General features: G+C 69.4%; 17 protein-coding genes and 1 tRNA gene. 14 read left to right on the plus strand and 4 right to left on the minus strand.

Translation table 11 applies throughout. From position 1 onward, the window contains the following. The first annotated feature begins 148 nt into the window (after positions 1-148). From DPQ23_RS03585 to DPQ23_RS03625, 9 genes are all read left to right on the plus strand, one after another. Positions 149-2122, plus strand: coding sequence for an AMP-binding protein (locus DPQ23_RS03585; RefSeq protein ID WP_162630616.1), 1974 nt, complete (start codon positions 149-151; stop codon positions 2120-2122). A gap of 104 nt (positions 2123-2226) precedes the next feature. Then, on the plus strand, positions 2227-2985 hold the full coding sequence (locus DPQ23_RS03590) for an ABC transporter ATP-binding protein (protein WP_240602392.1): 759 nt from the start codon (positions 2227-2229) through the stop codon (positions 2983-2985). 51 nt (positions 2986-3036) lie between these two features. Then, the gene (locus DPQ23_RS03595) at positions 3037-4020 is read left to right on the plus strand and encodes a branched-chain amino acid ABC transporter permease (protein ID WP_112873254.1); all 984 of its coding nucleotides are present in this window, start codon (positions 3037-3039) and stop codon (positions 4018-4020) included. 93 nt (positions 4021-4113) lie between these two features. Further along, positions 4114-5190, plus strand: coding sequence for a branched-chain amino acid ABC transporter permease (locus DPQ23_RS03600; RefSeq protein WP_112873255.1), 1077 nt, complete (start codon positions 4114-4116; stop codon positions 5188-5190). A 62-nt stretch (positions 5191-5252) separates the two neighbouring features. Continuing rightward, entirely contained in the window at positions 5253-6536 is a 1284-nt protein-coding gene (locus DPQ23_RS03605) for an ABC transporter substrate-binding protein (RefSeq protein WP_112873256.1), read from the plus strand. Between the two features lie 94 nt (positions 6537-6630). Then, entirely contained in the window at positions 6631-7485 is an 855-nt protein-coding gene (locus DPQ23_RS03610; RefSeq protein ID WP_112873257.1) for an ABC transporter ATP-binding protein, read from the plus strand. Positions 7486-7495: 10 nt separating this feature from the next. Then, positions 7496-8713 carry a phenylacetate--CoA ligase family protein gene (locus DPQ23_RS03615; protein WP_112873258.1) on the plus strand — a complete coding sequence of 406 codons (1218 nt, stop codon included), beginning with the start codon at positions 7496-7498 and terminating at the stop codon, positions 8711-8713. 27 nt (positions 8714-8740) lie between these two features. Next, complete coding sequence (locus tag DPQ23_RS03620) at positions 8741-10138, plus strand: peptidoglycan-binding domain-containing protein (protein ID WP_112873259.1); 1398 nt, start codon at positions 8741-8743, stop codon at positions 10136-10138. Positions 10139-10219: 81 nt separating this feature from the next. After that, positions 10220-12025, plus strand: coding sequence for a peptidoglycan-binding domain-containing protein (locus DPQ23_RS03625; RefSeq protein WP_112873260.1), 1806 nt, complete (start codon positions 10220-10222; stop codon positions 12023-12025). A gap of 85 nt (positions 12026-12110) precedes the next feature. Here DPQ23_RS03625 and ykgO read toward each other — a convergent pair whose 3' ends face one another. Together ykgO and DPQ23_RS03635 are read right to left on the minus strand one after the other, a co-directional pair. After that, positions 12111-12236, minus strand: coding sequence for a type B 50S ribosomal protein L36 (gene ykgO, locus DPQ23_RS03630; protein WP_112873261.1), 126 nt, complete (start codon positions 12234-12236; stop codon positions 12111-12113). Between the two features lie 81 nt (positions 12237-12317). Next, positions 12318-12392: transfer RNA gene (locus DPQ23_RS03635), tRNA-Val, on the minus strand. Between the two features lie 150 nt (positions 12393-12542). Here DPQ23_RS03635 and DPQ23_RS03640 point away from each other — a divergent pair. Beyond that, the gene (locus DPQ23_RS03640; RefSeq protein ID WP_112873262.1) at positions 12543-13409 is read left to right on the plus strand and encodes an N-formylglutamate amidohydrolase; all 867 of its coding nucleotides are present in this window, start codon (positions 12543-12545) and stop codon (positions 13407-13409) included. A gap of 55 nt (positions 13410-13464) precedes the next feature. Beyond that, positions 13465-13893, plus strand: coding sequence for an NUDIX domain-containing protein (locus DPQ23_RS03645; RefSeq protein ID WP_112873263.1), 429 nt, complete (start codon positions 13465-13467; stop codon positions 13891-13893). Position 13894: 1 nt separating this feature from the next. Here the strand turns inward: DPQ23_RS03645 and DPQ23_RS03650 are convergent, their stop codons facing one another. Together DPQ23_RS03650 and pyrF are read right to left on the minus strand one after the other, a co-directional pair. Beyond that, positions 13895-14731 carry a DUF998 domain-containing protein gene (locus tag DPQ23_RS03650; protein ID WP_112873264.1) on the minus strand — a complete coding sequence of 279 codons (837 nt, stop codon included), beginning with the start codon at positions 14729-14731 and terminating at the stop codon, positions 13895-13897. A gap of 46 nt (positions 14732-14777) precedes the next feature. Continuing rightward, the gene (gene pyrF, locus DPQ23_RS03655) at positions 14778-15464 is read right to left on the minus strand and encodes an orotidine-5'-phosphate decarboxylase (protein ID WP_162630617.1); all 687 of its coding nucleotides are present in this window, start codon (positions 15462-15464) and stop codon (positions 14778-14780) included. Between the two features lie 151 nt (positions 15465-15615). On the opposite strand from pyrF, the gene clpB reads away from it, so the two are divergent. The 3 genes from clpB (at position 15616) to DPQ23_RS03670 (ending at position 19859) form a co-directional block, all read left to right on the plus strand. Further along, positions 15616-18240: an ATP-dependent chaperone ClpB gene (gene clpB, locus DPQ23_RS03660; protein WP_112873266.1), complete on the plus strand. Its 2625-nt coding sequence runs from the start codon at positions 15616-15618 to the stop codon at positions 18238-18240. A 105-nt stretch (positions 18241-18345) separates the two neighbouring features. Beyond that, positions 18346-19215 (plus strand): protein-methionine-sulfoxide reductase catalytic subunit MsrP, encoded by an 870-nt coding sequence (msrP, locus tag DPQ23_RS03665; RefSeq protein ID WP_112873267.1) that lies wholly within the window; start codon positions 18346-18348, stop codon positions 19213-19215. Then, positions 19215-19859, plus strand: coding sequence for a protein-methionine-sulfoxide reductase heme-binding subunit MsrQ (locus DPQ23_RS03670; RefSeq protein WP_112873268.1), 645 nt, complete (start codon positions 19215-19217; stop codon positions 19857-19859). The genes msrP and DPQ23_RS03670 overlap by 1 nt, the downstream gene beginning before the upstream one ends. Positions 19860-19988: the final 129 nt, after the last annotated feature.

A 19988-nucleotide genomic window follows, 5' to 3' on the forward strand; every position in this document is an offset into this window, starting at 1 on the left:
TAGCACCGCGCGCGCCCGGGCGAAAGACGGTAACAATTTGTAGGAATCGGGTAAAACTGCCGCAAGGATTGGCCGCGAAGGCTTGTGCGTCCGGGGACAGGGAGGTGTTGCCGGACAGCGGTGCCCGCGCACCGAAGGGGGGAACACGATGACGGCTTTGGCTGAACCGCAGGTCGACCTGCGGTCCATTCCCGCGCTGCTGGCGCGAAACGCCGCCCGCATGGGCGGCCGCCCCGCCTATCGGGAAAAGGAATTCGGCATCTGGCAAAGCTGGACCTGGGCCCAGACGCTGGAGGAAACCCGCGCGCTGGCGATCGGTTTTCTGGCGCTGGGCCTGAACCGGGGCGATCACGTCGCCCTCATCGGCCGCAACCGGCCGGCGCATTACTGGGCGATGGTGGCGGCCCAGATGTGCGGCGCGGTGCCGGTGCCGCTGTACCAGGACGCGGCGGCAGCCGAGATGTCCTATGTGCTGACCCATTCCGGCGCCCGCTTCGTGGTCTGCGGCGACCAGGAGCAGGTCGACAAGGTGATCGAGGCCGAGGAGGACGACCACACCGTCCAGCAGATCATCTACACCGACAAGCGCGGGATGCGGAAATACGACCACGCCCGCATGAACTGGCTGGCCGACGTGCAGGCCGAGGGCCGCGCCGCCCGCCAGCGCTATGAGGCCGAGCTGGACGCCCGCATCGCCGAGCTGACCTATGACAGCACCTGCGTGATGCTGTACACCTCGGGGACGACGGGCAAGCCCAAGGGCGTGGTGCTGTCGAACCGCAACATCATCGAGACGGCGCGCAACTCGTCCAGCTTCGACGGGCTGAGGGCGGACGACGACGTGCTGGCCTATCTGCCGATGGCCTGGGTGGGCGATTTCATCTTTTCGGTCGGGCAGGCCACCTGGACGGGATTCTGCGTGAACTGCCCCGAGGGGCCGCACACGATGATGACCGACCTGCGCGAGATCGGCCCGACCTATTTCTTCGCCCCGCCCCGCGTGTTCGAGGGGCAGCTGACCAACGTCATGATCCGCATGGAGGACGCCGGCCGCTTCAAGAAATGGCTGTTCGACCATTACATGCGGCTGGCCCGCCGGATCGGCCCGGCGCTGCTGGACGGCAAGCCGGTGGGGCTGGTGGACCGGCTGCGCTATGGCTTGGGGAACCTGCTGGTCTATGGCCCGCTGAAGAACACGCTGGGCTATTCCCGCATCCGCGTGGGCTATACCGCCGGCGAGGCGATCGGCCCCGAGATCTTCGACTTCTACCGCTCGCTGGGCATCAACCTCAAGCAGCTCTACGGCCAGACCGAGGCGTCGGTGTTCATCACCCAGCAGCCCGACGGGCAGGTGCGCTCCGACACGGTGGGCGTCCCGTCGCCGGGCGTCGAGGTCCGCATCGCCGAGAACGGCGAGGTCTATTACCGCGGCCCCGGCACCTTCGTCGAATACTTCAAGAACGCGGACTCGACCCGGTCCACCAAGGACGACCAGGGATGGGTGGCCACGGGCGACGCCGGGTTCTTCGAGCCGGGCAGCGGGCACCTGCGGATCATCGACCGGGCCAAGGACGTGGGCAAGATGGCCGACGGATCGCTGTTCGCGCCGAAATACGTCGAGAACAAGCTGAAGTTCTTCCCTAACATCCTTGAGGCGGTGGTGTTCGGCGCCGGCCGCGACCACTGCACGGCGTTCATCAACATCGACCTGACGGCGGTCGGCAACTGGGCCGAGCGCAACAACATCGCCTATTCCTCGTACCAGGAACTGGCCGGGCACCCGCAGGTCTATGCCACGATCCGCAAGCACGTCGAGGAGGTGAACGCCTCGGTCGCGCAGGACCCGATGCTGTCGGGCTGCCAGATCCACCGCTTCCTGATCCTGCACAAGGAGCTGGACGCCGACGACGGCGAGATGACCCGCACCCGCAAGGTCAAGCGCGGCGTGATCTCGGAGAAGTTCGCCGACCTGATCGCGGCCATGTACGACGGGCGCGACAGCATCCGCACCGAGACCGAAGTCACCTACGAGGACGGCCGCAAGGGCGTGCTGAAGGCGACGGTGCGCATCGAGGACGCCCGCACCTTCCCCGCCGTGCATCACAAGATGGCCGCAGAATGACCCCGACCACCTCCACTGCCCCCGCCCTGACTGATCCCGCAGCGACGGACTCGGCCGTTCAGCCCCATGTCACCGCCGACGGCCGCCAGATCGGCGGCGTGTTGATGGACATGCGCAACATCACCCTGCGCTTTGGCGGCGTGGTGGCGATCAAGGACATCAGCTTCGACATCCGCGAGGGCGAGATCCGCGCCATCATCGGCCCGAACGGCGCCGGCAAGTCGTCGATGATGAACGTCATGTCCGGTTTCTACGTCCCGCAGGAGGGCGAGGTCTGGTTCCGCGGGCAGCGGCGCCCGCAGATGAAGCCTTATGAGGTCGCGCGCCTGGGCATCGCCCGGACGTTCCAGAACATCGCGCTGTTCGACGGCATGTCGGTGCTGGACAACATCATGACCGGCCGGCTGACGATGATGAAATCCAGCCTGCTGGAACAGGCCCTGTGGTGGGGCCGGGCCGAGCGCGAGGAGACCTGGCACCGCGAGAAGGTCGAGAAGATCATCGACTTCCTGGAAATCCAGAACATCCGCAAGACGCCGGTGGGCCGCCTGCCCTACGGGCTGAAGAAGCGCGTCGAGTTGGCCCGCGCCCTGGCGGCAGAGCCCAAGCTGCTGATGCTGGACGAGCCCATGGCCGGCATGAACGTCGAGGAGAAGGAGGACATGAGCCGCTTCATCCTGGACGTGAACGACGAGTTCGGCACCACCATCGCCCTGATCGAACACGACATGGGTGTGGTCATGGACCTGTCGGACCGGGTGGTGGTGATGGATTACGGCCGCAAGATCGGCGACGGCACCCCCGACCAGATCCGCAGCAACCAGCAGGTGATCGACGCCTATCTGGGGGTGGCCCATGACTAGTCCCGCCCCGATCGCCCGACCGGTTCCCGCCTGCCTTCGGAGTGTCCGCTGATGGAACAGTTCCTCTATGCCGCCGAGGTTGTGGTGAACGGCCTCATGGCCGGGGTGATGTATGCGCTGGTCGCGCTGGGCTTCGTTCTGATCTACAAGGCCTCGGGCGTGTTCAACTATGCCCAGGGGGTGATGGCGCTGTTCGCCGCACTGACGCTGGTGGGGCTGCAGAACGGGCAGGTGCCCTTCGCGCACATGATCAATGCAACCTTCGGCACCCATCTGGACACGTTCGGCTGGACGCTGCCGGCGATTGTCGCCATCGCGCTGACGGCGCTGGTGATGGTCGGGCTGGCGATCGCGATCGAAAAGCTGGTGCTGAAGCATCTGGTCAACCAGGTGCCGATCATCCTGTTCATGGCCACCATCGGCCTTGCGTGGTTCCTCGAGGGGCTGGGCGACGTGATGTGGGGCGCCGACATCAAGATGCTGGACGTGGGCGTTCCCAAGGGCGCGTCCGAGGCCTTGATGACCGTGACCGAGCAGTGGACCGGCTACGGCTTCTACATCGACCGGCTGGACATCTGGGCGGCGGCGATCGCGGCGATGCTGGTGGCGGCGCTGATGGTGTTCTCGCAGTACACCAAACAGGGCCGGGCGCTGCGCGCGGTCGCCGACGACCACCAGGCCGCCCTGTCGGTCGGCATCTCGCTGCGCTTCATCTGGGTGCTGGTCTGGTCGATCGCGGGGTTCGTCGCGCTGGTCGCGGGGATCATGTGGGGGTCCAAGTCCGGGGTGCAGTTCAGCCTGTCGCTGATCGCGCTCAAGGCGCTGCCGGTGCTGATGCTGGGCGGCTTCACCTCGATCCCCGGGGCCATCGTCGGCGGGCTGATCATCGGCGTGGGCGAGAAGCTGTTCGAGTTCTATGTCGGCCCGCTGGTCGGCGGCGCGACCGAGAACTGGTTCGCCTATGTGCTGGCGCTGATCTTCCTCGTGTTCCGGCCGCAGGGCCTGTTCGGCGAGAAGATCATCGAGAGGGTGTGACGTGGGCCTTGGTCCTGTTCTTCCTTGCAGAACTATCCTCGGGGGTCCGGGGGTGGAAAACCCCCGGCGCGACCGCCACGAAAGGACCGCGTGATGCTTTACCGTGAGGCAGGCGACTTCAAGACCAGCTACCGCGAGGACAGCCAGACCTTCCCGCTGCGCCTGGACCGGTGGGGCTATTACGCGACGCTGGCGGTGGCGTTCCTGGTGATCCCGCTCGTCATCAACGACTACTGGGCGAACGCCGTGCTGGTCCCGTTCCTGGTCTATTCGATCGCGGCGCTGGGGCTGAACATCCTGACCGGCTATGCCGGGCAGGTGTCGCTGGGCACGGGCGGGTTCATGGCGGTGGGCGCCTATGCGACCTACAAGCTGTCCACCTCGTTTCCCGACATCTCGATCCTGATCCACATCCTGCTGGCGGGCGGCATCACGGCGGTCGTCGGCATGCTGTTCGGGCTGCCCAGCCTGCGCATCAAGGGGTTCTACCTGGCCGTGGCGACGCTGGCGGCGCAGTTCTTCCTGGTGTGGCTGTTCAACAAGGTGCCGTGGTTCTACAACTATTCCGCCTCGGGACAGATCACCGCGCCCGAACGCACGGTGCTGGGCTGGTTCGTCACGGGCCCGCAGACCAGCGCGCCCGCCAAGTATCTGGTGTGCCTTGTCTTTGCCGTGGGGCTGGCGTGGATCGCGCGCAACCTGACGCGCGGCACCGTGGGGCGCAAGTGGATGGCGATCCGCGACATGGACATCGCGGCCGAGATCATCGGGGTGAACCCGCTGACCGCCAAGCTGACCGCCTTCGCCGTCTCGTCGTTCTTCGTGGGCGTGGCCGGGGCGCTGTTCTTCTCGGTCTATCTCGGCGCGGCCGAGGTGGGCGAGGCGTTCGGCATCAACAAGTCCTTCCTGATCCTGTTCATGGTCATCATCGGTGGCCTCGGCTCGATCTTCGGCAGCTTCGCCGGCGCCGCGTTCCTGGTGCTGCTGCCGGTGCTGCTCAAGAACGTGCTGGTCGGCACGCTGGGCTGGCCCACGGACCTTGCCGCGCATATCGAGCTGATGATCGTGGGCGCGCTGATCGTCGTCTTCCTGATCGTCGAGCCGCACGGGCTGGCGCAGCTGTGGCGCCTGACCAAGGAAAAGCTGCGGCTGTGGCCGTTCCCGCACTGACCCGTTTTGCAACCAGACCGGGCGCAACCCGGCACAACCCTGACCCCCCTGGGAGGAAACCGATGACACTTCGCTTCGCTTCGCTGGTCGCCGCCGCCATCCTGGCCGCCGCCCCGGCCCTGGCCGATCTGGTCGTGCCGAACCTCAGCTATCGCACCGGCCCCTACGGCGCGAACGGCACCCAGTACGCCGACGGCTTCAACGACTATTTCACGCTGCTGAACGAACGCGACGGCGGCATCGGCGGGCAAAAGGTGCAGGTGCCGGAATGCGAGACGGCCTATAACACCGAAAAGGGCGTCGAGTGCTACGAGTCCACCAAGGGGACGGGGGCGCTGGTCTACAACCCGCTGTCGACCGGGATCACCTATCAGCTGATCCCCAAGGTCTCGGTGGACAAGATCCCCCTCTACACCCCCGGCTATGGCCGCACCTCGGCCAAGAACGGCAAGGTGTTCGAATGGGTGTTCAACGCGCCCGCGAACTATTGGGACGGGGCGTCGGTCATCGTCAAGCACCTGCTGGACCTGAACGGCGGCTCGCTGGACGGCAAGAAGATCGCGCTGCTCTACCACAACTCGGCCTATGGCAAGGAGCCGATCCGCACCCTGCAGGAGCTTGGCAAGAAGCATGGCTTCACCCTGACCGAACTGCCCGTCGACGCCGCGGCCGGGCAGGAGCAGAAGTCCCAGTGGCTGCAGATCCGCCGTGAAAAGCCCGACTACGTCATCATGTGGGGCTGGGGCGTGATGAACCAGGCTGCCATCCAGGAGGCCGCGAACGTCCGCTATCCGATGGACCAGTTCATCGGCATCTGGTGGGCAGGGTCCGAAGTCGACGTAAAGCCCGCGGGCGCCGCCGCCAACGGCTACAAGTCCGCGACCTTCCACGGCGTGGGCACCGAGTACCCGATCTATGCCGACCTGAACAAGTTCGTGGTCGAGCCGGGCAAGGCGTCGCAGGGCGGCGAGCATGTCGGCAGCGTGCTGTATTCGCGCGGCATGTACGCGGCGCTGGTGATCGCCGAGGCGATCCGCAAGGCGCAGGAGCTGTCGGGCACCCCGACGGTGAACGCCGCCCAGGTCCGCGACGGGTTCGAGGCGCTGGAGATCACGCCCGAGCGGCTGACCGAGCTGGGGCTGCCCGACTTCGGCCCCGAGATCACGATGACCTGCGAAAACCACGGTGGCAGCGGCATGGCCCGCATCCAGCAGTGGGACGCCGCGGCGGGCAAGTGGACCCTGATCAGCGAGTTCACCGAACCCGACCAGGAGGTGCTGCAGCCGCTGATCGATGCCGACAGCGAGGCCTTTGCCAAGGAGGCCGGGATCACCCTGCGCTGCTGACCGCCACCGCCTGACCCTGATCCCCGGCCCGTCGCGGCCGGGGATACGCCGCACCGACGGCGGACCGCCACCTTCGATCCAGAAAGGGCCTGCCATGCTGGACGCCGCCCATCCCGCCCCTGCCGCACCTGCCGCGGAGCCCGCAGCGCCGGCGCTGCTGGAGGTGAACAACATCGAGGTCATCTACAACCACGTCATCCTGGTGCTGAAGGGGGTGAGCCTGACCGTGCCCAAAGGCGGGATCACCGCGCTGCTGGGCGGCAACGGCGCCGGCAAGACCACGACGCTGAAGGCCGTCAGCAACCTGCTGCATTCCGAGCGGGGCGAAGTCACCAAGGGCTCGATCCTGTATCGGGGCGAGGACATCGCGGCGCTGAATCCCGCGGCCCTGGTCCGCAAGGGCGTCATCCAGGTGATGGAGGGGCGCCACTGCTTCGAGCACCTGACCGTCGAGGAGAACCTGCTGACCGGCGCCTACACCCGCACCGACGGGTCGGCCGCAATCAAGCGCGACCTGGACATGGTCTATGCCTATTTCCCCCGCCTGAAGGAGCGCCGCCGGTCGCAGGCCGGCTATACCTCGGGCGGCGAGCAGCAGATGGTGGCGATGGGCCGCGCGCTGATGTCGCGCCCCGAGACGATCCTGCTGGACGAGCCCTCGATGGGCCTTGCGCCGCAGCTGGTCGAGCAGATCTTCGAGATCGTCAAGGCGGTGAACGAAGGCGAGGGCGTCACCTTCCTGCTGGCCGAGCAGAACACCAACGTCGCCCTGCGCTATGCCCACCACGGCTATATCCTGGAAAGCGGCCGGGTGGTGATGGACGGCCCGGCCGCGGCGCTGCGCGAGAACCCGGACGTCAAGGAATTCTATCTGGGCATGTCGGACGAGGGGCGGAAGTCCTTTCGCGACGTGCGGTCCTATCGCCGCCGCAAGCGCTGGCTGGCCTGAGGGGAAGACCATGGCCCATTACGACGAACTGGAAACCCGCAGCGCCGACGAACGCGAGGCGGCCTTCGCCCCGGCACTGGCCCGCGCGGTGGCGAACGCCCGCCAGACGCCCGCGATGGCGCGCGCGCTGCGCGACGTGGATCCCGACGAGATCCGGGACCGCGCCGCCCTGGCCCGCCTGCCGGTGCTGCGCAAGTCCGAGCTGTCCGAGGCGCAGAAGAAAAAGCCGCCCTTCGGCGGCTATACCTCGCGCCACCCGCACGAGTTCAACCACATCTTCCAGTCGCCCGGCCCGATCTATGAACCGGGGCGGGTCGAGGGCGACTGGTGGCGGCTTGGCCGCTTCATGGCGGCGGCCGAGGTGGGCAGCAGCGACATCGTGCAGAACTGCTTCGGCTATCACCTGACGCCTGCGGGCATGATGTTCGAAAGCGCGGCGCGGGCCGTGGGCGCGGCGGTGCTGCCGGCCGGGACCGGCCAGACCGACCTGCAGGTGCGCGCCGCCGTGGACGTGGGCACCACCTGCTATGCGGGGACGCCCGATTACCTCAAGGTCATCCTGGACCGGGCCGACGAACTGGGCGAGCGGCTGGCGATCACCCGCGCCGTGGTCGGCGGCGGGGCGCTGTTTCCCAGCCTGCGGGCGGCCTATGCCGACCGTGGCATCGTCACGCTGCAATGCTATGCGACGGCCGACCTGGGCAACATCGCCTATGAATCCCCCGCGATGGAGGGGATGATCGTGGACGAGGGCGTGATCGTCGAGATCGTGCGCCCCGGCACGGGCGATCCGGTCCCGGACGGCGAGGTGGGCGAGGTGGTCGTCACCACGCTGAACCCCGATTATCCGCTGATCCGCTTTGCGACGGGCGACCTGTCGGCGGTCATGCCGGGGGAAAGCCCCTGCGGGCGCACCAACATGCGCATCACGGGGTGGATGGGCCGTGCCGACCAGACCGCCAAGATCAAGGGCATGTTCGTGCGCCCCGAGCAGGTCGCCCAGCTTGTCGCGCGCCACCCTGAGGTGTCACGCGCCCGTGTCATTGCCGACCGGCGGGATGAAATGGACGTGATGGTGGTGCAACTTGAAACCAAAGGGGAAAACCCCGCGCTATATGAGGCGTCGGTGCTGGATGCACTCAAGCTCAAGGGCCGGGTCGAACTGGTTGCGCCGGGATCACTGCCGAACGACGGCAAGGTGATCGAGGATCGTCGCAGCTATGGCTGACCACGGCCCCCGAACAAGGGGACCACAATGGTCAGACTGTCCTTTTCCGCCGCGCTCTGCGCCGCCATCCTGACCGCAGGCGGCGCGGCCGCCCTGCAGGCACCGGTCGTGGTCGCCCCGGCCTTGCCCGGCGCCACGACGCTGCCGGGAACGACGCGGCCGATGGCGCCCCCCGCCCCGGCGGCCAGCGCCGAGGACGAGTTGCTGTGGCAACTGGCCATCCGCCGCGGCACGGCCGATGCGTACCGCAACTATCTATCCACCTTCCCGAACGGGCGCTATGTGCCGGTGGCCCAGGCGCGGCTGGCCGATCTGGGGGTGCCCGTGGACGGCGCGCCCGCGGCCGCGGACGGGGCGGGGGCTGCCCTGTCCGCCGCCGATGCCGCCCGGGCCGAGGCGATCGCCCGCGACCAGGGCGCGGCCCAGGGCGGGCCGGCGGGTGGGGCAACCGCGGGTGCCGATGCCGAGCAGGCGCTGGGCCTGACCCGCGACCAGCGCCGCGCCATCCAGGGCCGGCTGAGCGCGCTGGGCCACGACACCCGCGGCATCGACGGGGTGTTCGGCTCTGGCACGCGGCGCGCCATTGCGGCCTGGCAGCGCGGTCAGGGGCTGGCCGAAACGGGCTATCTGGACCGGACGCAGGCCGATGCGCTGATCGCGGCCGCAGGTCCCGCGGCCGCGGCCGCCGCGGCCGGGGCGGCGGACGCCGGCGCGACCGAGGCGGCGCTGGGCCTGACGCGCGCCGACCGCACCGACCTGCAGCGGCGGTTGACGGCGCTGGGCCATGACACTCGCGGCGTCGATGGCGTCTTCGGATCGGGCACGCGCGCCGCGATCACCGCTTGGCAGCGCAAGCAGGGCCTGGCCGGGACCGGGTTCCTGACCGCCGCCCAGGTCGCCGCCCTGCGCGGCACGGCCGTCGCCGAGCCCGTCGCCACTGGCGCGCAGGACGCGGCGCAGGGCGAACTGGCGCTGAACCTGACGACCGAGGACCGCCTGGCCGTCCAGCGGCGGCTGAGCGCGCTGGGCTATGACACAAGCGGCATCGACGGCCGCTTTGGCGCAGGCAGCCGCGCGGCCATCGGGGCCTGGCAGCGGGCGCGGGGCGACGCGGGCACCGGCTATCTGACCCAGGGCCAGTTGCGCGCGCTGCGCGACGGCGGGGCGGTCCCGGTGGTGTCGGGCGCGACGGGCGCGCAGGCCACCGACGAGGCCGCGCTGAATCTGGACCAGCCAGCGCGGGCCGAGATCCAGACCCGGCTGAACGCCCTGGGCCACGACACGCGCGGCATCGACGGCCGGTTCGGGTCGGGGACGCGGGCCGCGATCTCGGCCTGGCAGCGCGCGGCGGGCCTGCCGGCGACCGGCTATCTGAACGCCGACCAGATGGCGCGGCTGCGCGGGCAGGCGGTGCCGCGGAACTGATCCGGCGAATGTCCGGGGGGTCGGAAACCGAACGGCCGCCCGGACATTGACCCAGGAACGCCACCGCAAGGGGACCATGCCATGCCACGCCGGATCGGCACGATGCTGGGAACCGCGGCTCTGGCCGCCTGGACGACCCTGACGCCCGCGGCCACGTGGGCCGAGCCGCGCGCGGTGGTGCTGACCAACGGCGACTATCAGCAACTGCCCGCCGTGGGTCAAACCGACGCCAGCGCCGCGATCGCCGGGTTCAAGCAATCGGGCTTTCGCATGGTCGAGGGGCGGAACCTGCCCTCGGCGCAGGTCCGGGCCGCGCTGGCCGACCTGCTGCGTGCCGATCCCGACCCCGGACCGCGGGTCGTCGTCCTGATCGGCCGGTTCGTCAGTTCAGCCACCGACACCTGGTTTCTGGGAACCGAGGCGGGGCCCGTCAACCTGATGCAGGCCGACAGCGTGGGCGTGCCGCTGTCGGTGGTGATGGCGGCGATGGCCGGGGGGCGCCCGGGATCCACGCTGATGCTGGGGACCGACCGCGCCCTGTTCCCGCTGGGCGCGGGATTGCGGCGCGGGTTTGGCCCAATGGAGCCGCCTAAGGGCGTGACGGTGATCGTGGGCCGTGCCCAGGGCGTGCGGCACGGGGCCGAGGTGCTGGCGCGGCCCGGATCGACCCTGCGCGCCGTTCTGGCGGCGGGCGAATCCCTGCGGCAGGTGAAGCGTGACGCACGGGCCGAGGCCCGCCCCACTGATCCCGAGGAGGAGCGCGCCTGGCAGAACGCCAGGCGCGCCGGCACCGCCGCGGCCTGGCGCGAGTTCCTGTCGAAGTATCCCAGGGGCCGCCATGCGGCCGCGGCCCGGCGGCAACTGGCCGGCACCGATCCCGTCGTCCTGCCGGCCGCCCCGGTCGGCGGCGCGACGCCGGTGGTCGCGCCGCCCCCCGACACGGTCGAGCGCCCCGGCGACGAGGAAATGGCGGCCTGGACGCGGGCCAAGCGGGCCAACGCGGTTGCAGCCTATCAGGAGTTCCTGTCGAAATACCCCCGCAGCATCTTTGCCGGGGCCGCGCGTGGACGGATGGCAGAACTGTCCGGGCCCGGCGTCTCGCCCGACCCTGCGGCGCAGGTCGAGGCGGGCCTGAACCTTGACCGCGCGCGGCGCGCGCAGATCCAGCGGCAGCTGACGCTGCTGACCTTCGACACGGGCGGCATCGACGGGGTGTTCGGCGACCAGACCCGCCGCGCGCTCGCCGCCTGGCAGCGCAACAATGGCCAGCCCGCCACGGGCTATCTGACCCGCGACCAGTTGCAGCTGCTGGACACGTCGGCAAGCCGCCGCCTCGCCGCGCTTGAGGCCGAGGCCCAGCGCGTGCGGGCCAAGACCCGGGCCGCCGATCAGGCTTACTGGACGCGTGTGGGGGCAGGGGGCGGGCAGGCCGGGCTGCAGGCCTATCTGCAACGCTATCCCGACGGCGTTCACGCGGGCGAGGCGCGGCAGGCCCTGGCGCGGCTGACCGGGGCGAACGAAACCGCGGCGTGGGACCGGGCACGGGCCGCCAACACGATGGCGGCATACCGCGCCTATCTGGACCGGTTCCCGCAGGGCGCGAACGCCGCCCCCGCCCGGCAGGCCTACGAGGCGCTGCGCGCGCGCGGCCGGCAGGACGCGGCCGACGAGGCGCGGCTGGATCTGGACGGCGTGGCGATGCAGCTGGTCGAAACCCGGTTGCAGCAGATGGGGCTGGACCCCGGCGCGGTGGACGGCCAGCTTGACGAGCGGTCCCGGCAGGCGATCCGCAGCTATCAGCAGGACCGCAACCTGCGGGTCAGCGGCTATCTGAACCAGGGAACGATCGTGCGGCTGCTGGCCGATGCGCTGCTGCCGCAGAACTGATGCGGGCGGGCGTCGTCGGGGCGCCGCACAGACGGAAACGCCCGCGGCCTTGCGGCGCGGGCGTCCCGAAGCCTTGTGGCAGCGTTCAGCCCTGGCGGGCCTTGAACCGGCGCTGCGTCTTGTTGATCACATAGACGCGGCCCTTGCGGCGCACGATCTGACAGTCGCGGTGACGCTCTTTCAGCGAACGCAGCGAGTTGCGAACCTTCATCGGTTTTCTCCCTCTTCGCGGCGCTCGCATCGCGCCTTGAAACTGAAATGCCCCCGGTCAATGCCCGGGGGCGGCGAAAGATGGTGGGCGGTACTGGGATCGAACCAGTGGCCACTACGATGTCAACGTAGTGCTCTACCGCTGAGCTAACCGCCCGTTCCATGCGCCCCGGAACCAAGGTCCCGAACCGCAGTGGTGCGCGTGTCTATATAGGCACCCCACAGGCCGCGCAAGTGCTGTTGGCGAGACGCGTGCAACGGGTATAGTCGGACCCTGACCCACCGGATTCTCAGGACCCGCTCTGCCATGACGGACCCCGCGCCTGCGCCGTTCACCCTGTCGCGGCCAGACCGCTGGGCGGGGGGCGTGATCTTCGCCTCGCCCCATTCGGGCCGCGACTATCCCGACTGGTTCCTGGCGGAATCGGGGCTGGACGCGCATCTGCTGCGATCGTCCGAGGACGCGTTCGTGGACCGGCTGATCGCGCCTGCGGTCGCGGCGGGCGCCGTGGTGCTGGCGGCGCGGGTGCCGCGCTGCCTCGTGGACCTGAACCGCGGCCTGGACGAGCTGGACCCGCTGGCCGTGACGGGCGTGCCGCCCCGCCCGCCCAGCCCGCGCATCCAGTCCGGCCTGGGGGTGATTCCCCGCGTGGTGGGGCAGGGCCGCCCGATCCGGCGCGCGCCCCTGTCGCGGGCCGAGGCGGCGCGCCGGCTGGACGCCTATTGGCAACCCTATCATGCCGTGCTGGGCACGCTGATGGCCGAGGCGGCGGGCCGGTTCGGCCGGGCGGTGCTGATCGACGTCCATTCGATGCCGCGCGAGGCGCTGGCGCATCTGCCCGGACCGCGCCCGCAGATCGTGATCGGCGACCGCAACGGGCTGTCGGCCGCGCCCGCTGTCACGGGCGCGGTGGCCGAGGCCCTGACCGCCGCGGGGTTTGCCGTGCGCCACAACAGCCCCTTTGCGGGGGCCTATGTGGCCAGCGCCTATGGTCGTCCCGCGCAGAACCGCCATGTCGTCCAAATCGAGATCGACCGCGCCCTGTACATGGACGAATCGCGCATTGCGCCGCATGCGGGCTTTGGCGCCTTTGCCGCGCGGTTCGGTGCCGTGCTGGCCGCGCTGGCGCTGATGGGCGCGGGCGAGCCCCCCGCCGCGCTGGCGGCGGAATGACGGCGGCGGTGTGCCGCCGCGGGGTCGCGCCGGTCCCGCAGGGGCGCCGTCGCGCATGACGGCAAACCCCGACCCGGTGGCCTGGCGCGGGGCCAAGCTGGTGCTGACCTGCGGCGACCGCGTGCTGGTGATGCGCCGCGACGACATCCCGACGATCAACTGGCCCGGCTGCTGGGACCTGCCCGGTGGCGGGCGCGAGGGCGACGAGACGCCGGTGGCCTGCGCCCTGCGCGAGCTGGCCGAGGAAACCGGCCTGCGGCTGGACCCCGCGCGCCTGTCGGGGGGCGCGCGTCCGCTGCCCCACAAGCCGGGGCGCGTCGGGTTCTATTTCCACGCCGAGATCACCGAGGCCGAGGCCGCCGCCGCCCGGCTGGGCGACGAGGGCGCCGAGCTGCGGCTGATGCCGGTGGCCGAGTTCGTGGACCACCCTCGCGCGGTCCCGCATTTCCGCGACGTCGTGCGCGAGATGCTGGCGCGGGGGTAGGTCAGTCGTGGGGGGCGGGGTCGGCGGCCACGCCCGTCCCTGCGCCGGCGTGCCGTCCGGCCGGGGGCGGGGGCGCGGGCGGCAGGGGCGGATCGGTGCGGGCGACGGCGCGCACCACCGGTCGTAGCGAATCGCCCTTGACCATCCACGAGGTCGCAAAGGCAAAGGTCGCCAGCGTTTCCAGCCAGAACACCGGGGCCAGCGCGGCCAGCGCCGCCTGGGCGCCGGTGATGTTCAGCAGCGCGATGGCTGCCATGCAGCCGACGATGGTCCAGCCGCACAGGCGATAGATGCGGTTGCTGGCCGCCTTTTCCTGCGTCTGGGCGGCTCCGCGCACGAACAGCACCAGGCAGAACACCGCAAGCGCGCCAAAGAACACGGTCGCACCCACCCAGTGCAGCACATAGGCAAAGCCTTCGCCGAACGCATCCTGGCTGGCGGTGCAGATCAGCGGCGGCGGCTCGGTCGTCCGGCAGTCCAGCAGCGGATCGGTGCGGATCGGCGCCCAGGCGATGGCCAGCGCCCCCAGTGCTGCGGTGCGCGCCGCCACGTGGTCGCTGAGCCATTCGCCGGGCCGGGGATCATAGCCCTCATAGCTCCACAGAAAGACCGCGATGGCGCAGAGCGTGCCGACCAGCACCTCGCGCATGGGAGAGTAGTAATAGTCCGAGATGGTGGGCAGCAGCCCCGGACCCAGCGTCAGCGACCAGACCAGCAGCGCCACCGGCAGAAAGAACCCCAGCAGGCCGATGGCCTGCCGCACCCGCAGGAACGACAGAACCAGATCGTTGTCGGCGCGCTGCTCGGCGCCGCTGTGCGCTGGCTCAATCCCGCTCATCCCGTCCTCCGCCGGCTGCCGGTCCGATGATAACATGGCGCGGCGGTCAGCGCGCGGGCAGTTCGTCCAGGATCGCGCGGGCGGCGGCGCGGGGGTCGGCGGCCTGCCAGACGGGGCGGCCGACGACGATGTGGTCGGCGCCGGCCGTGATGGCGGCGGCGGGGGTCTCTACCCGCTTCTGGTCGCCCGCGGCGGCGCCCGCGGGCCGGACGCCCGGCGTCACGATCAGGCGCGCGCCGGGCAGGGCGCGGATCGCCTGCGCCTCGCGGGGGCTTGCGATGATGCCGTCGGCGCCGGCCTCGAACGCGCGGGCGGCGCGTTCCACGGTCAGGTCGTGCAGGTCGCCCTCGCGGATCAGGGCTGCGTCCAGATCGGCCCGGTCCAGCGAGGTCAGGATGGTGACGGCCAGGATCTTGAGGTTCGACCCCGCCGCCCCCTGCTTGGCCGCGCGCACCACATGCGGGTCGCCGTGGACGGTCAGGAAGTCGATGTCGAACCGCGCAAGGCCGCGCACCGCCGCCTCGACGGTGGCGCCGATGTCGAACAGCTTCATGTCCAGGAAGATGCGCTTGCCGTGGTCGTGCTTCAGTTCGTTGGCCAGCGAAAGCCCGCCGCCGGTCAGCATCCCCAGCCCGATCTTGTAAAACGACACCGCGTCGCCCAGCGTCGTCGCCAGCGTCAGCCCCGACAGCGCGTCCGGCACGTCCAGCGCCACGATCAGACGGTCGTCCATGTGCATCCATCCCGTTGAAACATCCTGCTTATGACAGCCGGGCGAGCCGCTTGAAACCCCGTTTGGCCCTGCCCATCTGAAAGCCAGACCCGCAGCGGGCCGCGCCATGCCGGGCGGCGCCAGGGCGGGGGCTGAGAGGGAGATATTGCCGATGGACATGGAAAAGTTCACCGAGCGGTCGCGCGGCTTCATTCAGTCTGCGCAGACCATCGCCATGCGCGAGGGGCACCAGCGCGTGGTGCCGGAACATCTGCTGAAAGCGTTGATGGACGACGATCAGGGGCTGGCCGCCAACCTGATCACCCGGTCCGGGGGCGATCCCCGCGCCGTGCGGACGGCGGTTGACCAGGCCGTGGCCAAGCTGCCCAGGGTGTCGGGCGGCGACGGGCAGGTCTATGTCGACACCTCGCTGGTGCGGGTGCTGGACGAGGCGCAGACGATCGCGAAAAAGGCCGGCGACAGCTTTGTTCCGGTGGAACGGATGCTGATGGCGCTGGCCATGGTGAACACCCGCGCCAAGGACGCGCTGGAGGCCGGAAAGGTCAGCGCGCAGTCGCTGAACGCCGCCGTCAACGACATCCGCAAGGGCCGCACCGCCGACAGCGCATCCGCCGAGGATACGTTCGAGGCGCTGAGCAAATACGCCCGCGACCTGACCGCGGCCGCCGAGGAAGGCAAGATCGACCCAATCATCGGCCGCGACGAGGAGATCCGGCGCACCATGCAGGTGCTGTCGCGGCGCACCAAGAACAACCCCGTGCTGATCGGCGAGCCCGGCGTCGGCAAGACCGCCATCGCCGAGGGGCTGGCGCTGCGCATCATCGACGGCGACGTGCCCGAATCCTTGCGCAACAAGAAGCTGATGGCGCTGGACATGGGCGCGCTGATCGCCGGCGCGAAATACCGCGGCGAGTTCGAGGAGCGGCTCAAGGCTATCCTGAAGGAGATCGAGACGGCGGCGGGCGAGATCATCCTGTTCATCGACGAGCTGCACGTCCTGGTCGGCGCGGGCAAGAGCGAGGGCGCGATGGACGCGGCCAACCTGATCAAGCCGGCGCTTGCGCGGGGCGAGCTGCATTGCGTGGGCGCGACGACGCTGGACGAATATCGCAAGTACATCGAGAAGGACGCGGCGCTGGCGCGGCGCTTTCAGCCCGTGCTGGTGCAGGAGCCGACGGTCGAGGACACGATCAGCATCCTGCGCGGGATCAAGGAGAAGTACGAGCTGCACCACGGCGTCCGCATCAGCGACGCGGCCCTGGTTGCCGCCGCCACCCTGAGCCACCGCTATATCAGCGACCGGTTCCTGCCGGACAAGGCGATCGACCTGGTGGACGAGGCGGCCAGCCGCCTGCGGATGGAGGTGGACAGCAAGCCCGAGGAGCTGGACCAGCTGGACCGCCAGATCCTGCAGCTGCAGATCGAGGCCGAGGCCCTGCGACGCGAGGACGACGCCGCCAGCCGCGACCGGCTGGAGCGGCTGGAGCGCGACCTGGCCGACCTGCAGGACCGCAGCGCCGAGATGACGGCCCGGTGGCAGGCCGAGCGCGACAAGCTGGAAGGGTCGCGCCACATCAAGGAGCAGCTGGACCGCGCGCGGGCCGAGCTGGAGCAGGCCAAGCGCGAGGGCAACCTGGCCAAGGCCGGCGAGCTGTCCTACGGGATCATCCCGGGACTGGAGCGTCAGCTGGCCGAGACCGAGGACCAGGGCGACGGCGTCCTGGTCGAGGAGGCCGTGCGCCCCGAGCAGATCGCCGAAGTGGTCGAGCGCTGGACCGGCATCCCCACCAGCAAGATGCTGGAGGGCGAGCGCGACAAGCTGCTGAAGATGGAGGACCAGCTTGGCCGGCGGGTGATCGGTCAGTCCGAGGCGGTGAAGGCCGTCGCGAACGCCGTGCGCCGGGCGCGGGCCGGCCTGAACGACCCCAGGCGGCCCCTGGGCAGCTTTCTGTTCCTGGGCCCGACCGGCGTCGGCAAGACCGAGCTGACCAAGGCCATCGCCGAGTACATGTTCGACGACGACAGCGCGATGGTCCGCGTGGACATGTCCGAGTTCATGGAAAAGCACTCGGTCAGCCGGCTGATCGGCGCGCCGCCGGGCTATGTCGGCTATGACGAGGGCGGCGTGCTGACCGAGGCCGTGCGGCGCAGGCCCTATCAGGTGATCCTGTTCGACGAGGTGGAAAAGGCGCATCCCGACGTCTTCAACGTGCTGCTGCAGGTGCTCGATGACGGCCAGCTGACGGACGGGCAGGGGCGGACGGTCGATTTCAAGAACACGCTGATCATCCTGACCTCGAACCTCGGCGCGCAGGCGCTGAGCCAGCTGCCCGAGGGGGCAGACAGCTCGGCCGCACGCGAGCAGGTGATGGCGGCGGTGCGCGGCCATTTCCGGCCCGAGTTCCTGAACCGGCTGGACGAGATCATCATCTTCCACCGGCTGAGCCGGGCGGACATGGACGGGATCGTCGCCATCCAGATGCGCGGCCTGGAAAAGCGTCTTGCGGATCGCAAGATCACGCTGGCGCTGGACGACGCGGCGCGGAAATGGCTGGCCGACGAAGGGTATGACCCGGTGTTCGGCGCGCGTCCGCTGAAGCGGGTGTTGCAGCGGTCGCTGCAGAACCCGCTGGCCGAGATGCTGCTGGCGGGCGAGGTTCTGGACGGCCAGACCGTCCGGGTGACGGCCGGCCCGGACGGGCTGGTCGTGGGCAACCGCGTCAGCACCGGGGCGCATGGCGCGGCCGAGCGCCCCGCCGACGTGCCCTTGCAGTAAGCGCACGGCCCCGGCCCGTTCGGGCCGGGGCGTCCGCGTGGCGGGAACGTGATTCGCCCGGATGGCATTGGCGGGACTAGTCTGCGGCCAGACAAGGGGATCGCCATGAAACTGAACTGGTCGGACGTCACCCCCGAAGCCGTGTTCCTGAACCGTCGCGCCTTTCTGGCGGGCGCGGGAGCTGTGGCCGCAGCCCCCGCACTGGCCGCTGCGGACAAGCCCAACAGCTTCGAGGACATCACCAACTATAACAACTTCTACGAATTCGGGACGGGCAAGACTGACCCCGCCAAGAATGCGGGCGCGCTGACCACGACCCCCTGGGCCGTGCAGATCGACGGGCTGGTGGATCGTCCGGGCAGCTGGTCGGTCGCCGACCTTGCCCCGGACAGCGCCGTGCAGGAACGCCTCTATCGCCTGCGCTGCGTCGAGGCGTGGAGCATGGTGATCCCGTGGATGGGCGTGCCGCTGGCAGACGTGCTGTCGCGGGCGGGCGTCCAGCCGGGCGCGAAGTTCGTCGCGTTCGAAACCCTGTTGCGCCCCGAGGAGATGAAGGGACAGCGCCGCGCCACGCTGGACTGGCCCTATCGCGAAGGGCTGCGGCTGGACGAGGCGATGCATCCGCTGACGCTGCTGGCGACAGGGCTTTACGGCAAGCCGCTGCCCAACCAGAACGGCGCGCCGATCCGGCTGGTCGTGCCGTGGAAATACGGCTTCAAGTCGATCAAGAGCATTGTCCGCATCACCCTGACGGACCGCCAGCCCGTGTCCACATGGCAGCAGATGCAGCCATCCGAATACGGCTTCTATGCCAACGTGAACCCGACCGTTGACCATCCCCGCTGGAGCCAGGCGACCGAGCGGCGCATCGGCGCAGGGCTGTTCGGCGGCCGGCAGGAGACGCTGATGTTCAACGGCTATGCCGACCAGGTGGCCTCGCTGTATGCGGGGATGGATCTGGCGCGGGACTATTGATGGACCGCATCCCGGGGGCGCTGGCGGACCGCCTGCGTCGTCTGCCGATCTGGTCGGTGTGGCTGCTGGGGTCGATCCCGCTGGCCCTGCTGGTCTGGGATGTGCTGGTTGGCGCCGTGGGCGTGGACCCTGTCCGGGACATCGAGCACCGGCTGGGGCGCACGACGCTGTACCTTGTGCTGGTGACGCTGTGCGTGACGCCGCTTTTGCGGCTGGGGCGCATCAACCTGATCCGGCTGCGGCGGCCGCTGGGGCTGCTGGCCTTCAGCTATGGGGTGCTGCACGTCCTGGCCTGGGCGGTTCTGGACATGGGGCTTTTGTGGCAGCAGGCGGCGCGCGACATCCTCAAGCGGCCCTACCTGACCTTCGGCATGGCGGGTTTCGTGATTCTGGCGATTCTGGCCGTAACCTCCTCCGATTCGATGATCCGGCGACTCGGGCCGAAACGCTGGAAAGCCGTGCACCGGCTGGTCTATGCGGCTGTTCTGCTGGGGATTCTGCACTGGTTGTGGGCCTACAAGCTGTGGCCGCCCAAGGGTCTTGCGGTGGGGGCAGGGGCCGTCCTTCTGCTGGGTCTGCGGTTGCCGGGGGTGTCCAGATGGCTGGGGGCGCTGAAGAAAAGACAGGCAAAACCAGTGATTTGAACAGAAATACGACAGTAGGACGAACTTTTTCAAATTTCCCTCTTGCTCCTTTTTCTCTCTCCCCCTAGATACCGCTTCACCGAACGGCGGGGACGCCAGACGGGACGGGGAGGCCGGGAACGGTTGCTC

Origin of the sequence: Paracoccus endophyticus (assembly GCF_003286075.1) — a bacterium.
In the GTDB taxonomy this organism is placed as follows: Bacteria; Pseudomonadota; Alphaproteobacteria; order Rhodobacterales; family Rhodobacteraceae; genus Paracoccus; species Paracoccus endophyticus.

Excerpts from the sequence above, each read along its gene's own strand:
- DPQ23_RS03615 (WP_112873258.1), top strand. The coding sequence starts at position 7,496 with ATGGCCCATTACGACGAACTGGAAACCCGCAGCGCCGACGAACGCGAG.
- DPQ23_RS03670 (WP_112873268.1), top strand. The coding sequence starts at position 19,215 with ATGGACCGCATCCCGGGGGCGCTGGCGGACCGCCTGCGTCGTCTGCCG.
- DPQ23_RS03625 (WP_112873260.1), top strand. The coding sequence starts at position 10,220 with ATGCCACGCCGGATCGGCACGATGCTGGGAACCGCGGCTCTGGCCGCC.
- DPQ23_RS03600 (WP_112873255.1), top strand. The coding sequence starts at position 4,114 with ATGCTTTACCGTGAGGCAGGCGACTTCAAGACCAGCTACCGCGAGGAC.
- DPQ23_RS03645 (WP_112873263.1), top strand. The coding sequence starts at position 13,465 with ATGACGGCAAACCCCGACCCGGTGGCCTGGCGCGGGGCCAAGCTGGTG.
- pyrF (WP_162630617.1), bottom strand. The coding sequence starts at position 15,464 with ATGGACGACCGTCTGATCGTGGCGCTGGACGTGCCGGACGCGCTGTCG.
- DPQ23_RS03620 (WP_112873259.1), top strand. The coding sequence starts at position 8,741 with ATGGTCAGACTGTCCTTTTCCGCCGCGCTCTGCGCCGCCATCCTGACC.
- DPQ23_RS03640 (WP_112873262.1), top strand. The coding sequence starts at position 12,543 with ATGACGGACCCCGCGCCTGCGCCGTTCACCCTGTCGCGGCCAGACCGC.
- DPQ23_RS03605 (WP_112873256.1), top strand. The coding sequence starts at position 5,253 with ATGACACTTCGCTTCGCTTCGCTGGTCGCCGCCGCCATCCTGGCCGCC.
- DPQ23_RS03585 (WP_162630616.1), top strand. The coding sequence starts at position 149 with ATGACGGCTTTGGCTGAACCGCAGGTCGACCTGCGGTCCATTCCCGCG.
- DPQ23_RS03650 (WP_112873264.1), bottom strand. The coding sequence starts at position 14,731 with ATGAGCGGGATTGAGCCAGCGCACAGCGGCGCCGAGCAGCGCGCCGAC.
- DPQ23_RS03590 (WP_240602392.1), top strand. The coding sequence starts at position 2,227 with ATGGACATGCGCAACATCACCCTGCGCTTTGGCGGCGTGGTGGCGATC.
- clpB (WP_112873266.1), top strand. The coding sequence starts at position 15,616 with ATGGACATGGAAAAGTTCACCGAGCGGTCGCGCGGCTTCATTCAGTCT.
- DPQ23_RS03610 (WP_112873257.1), top strand. The coding sequence starts at position 6,631 with ATGCTGGACGCCGCCCATCCCGCCCCTGCCGCACCTGCCGCGGAGCCC.
- msrP (WP_112873267.1), top strand. The coding sequence starts at position 18,346 with ATGAAACTGAACTGGTCGGACGTCACCCCCGAAGCCGTGTTCCTGAAC.
- DPQ23_RS03595 (WP_112873254.1), top strand. The coding sequence starts at position 3,037 with ATGGAACAGTTCCTCTATGCCGCCGAGGTTGTGGTGAACGGCCTCATG.
- ykgO (WP_112873261.1), bottom strand. The coding sequence starts at position 12,236 with ATGAAGGTTCGCAACTCGCTGCGTTCGCTGAAAGAGCGTCACCGCGAC.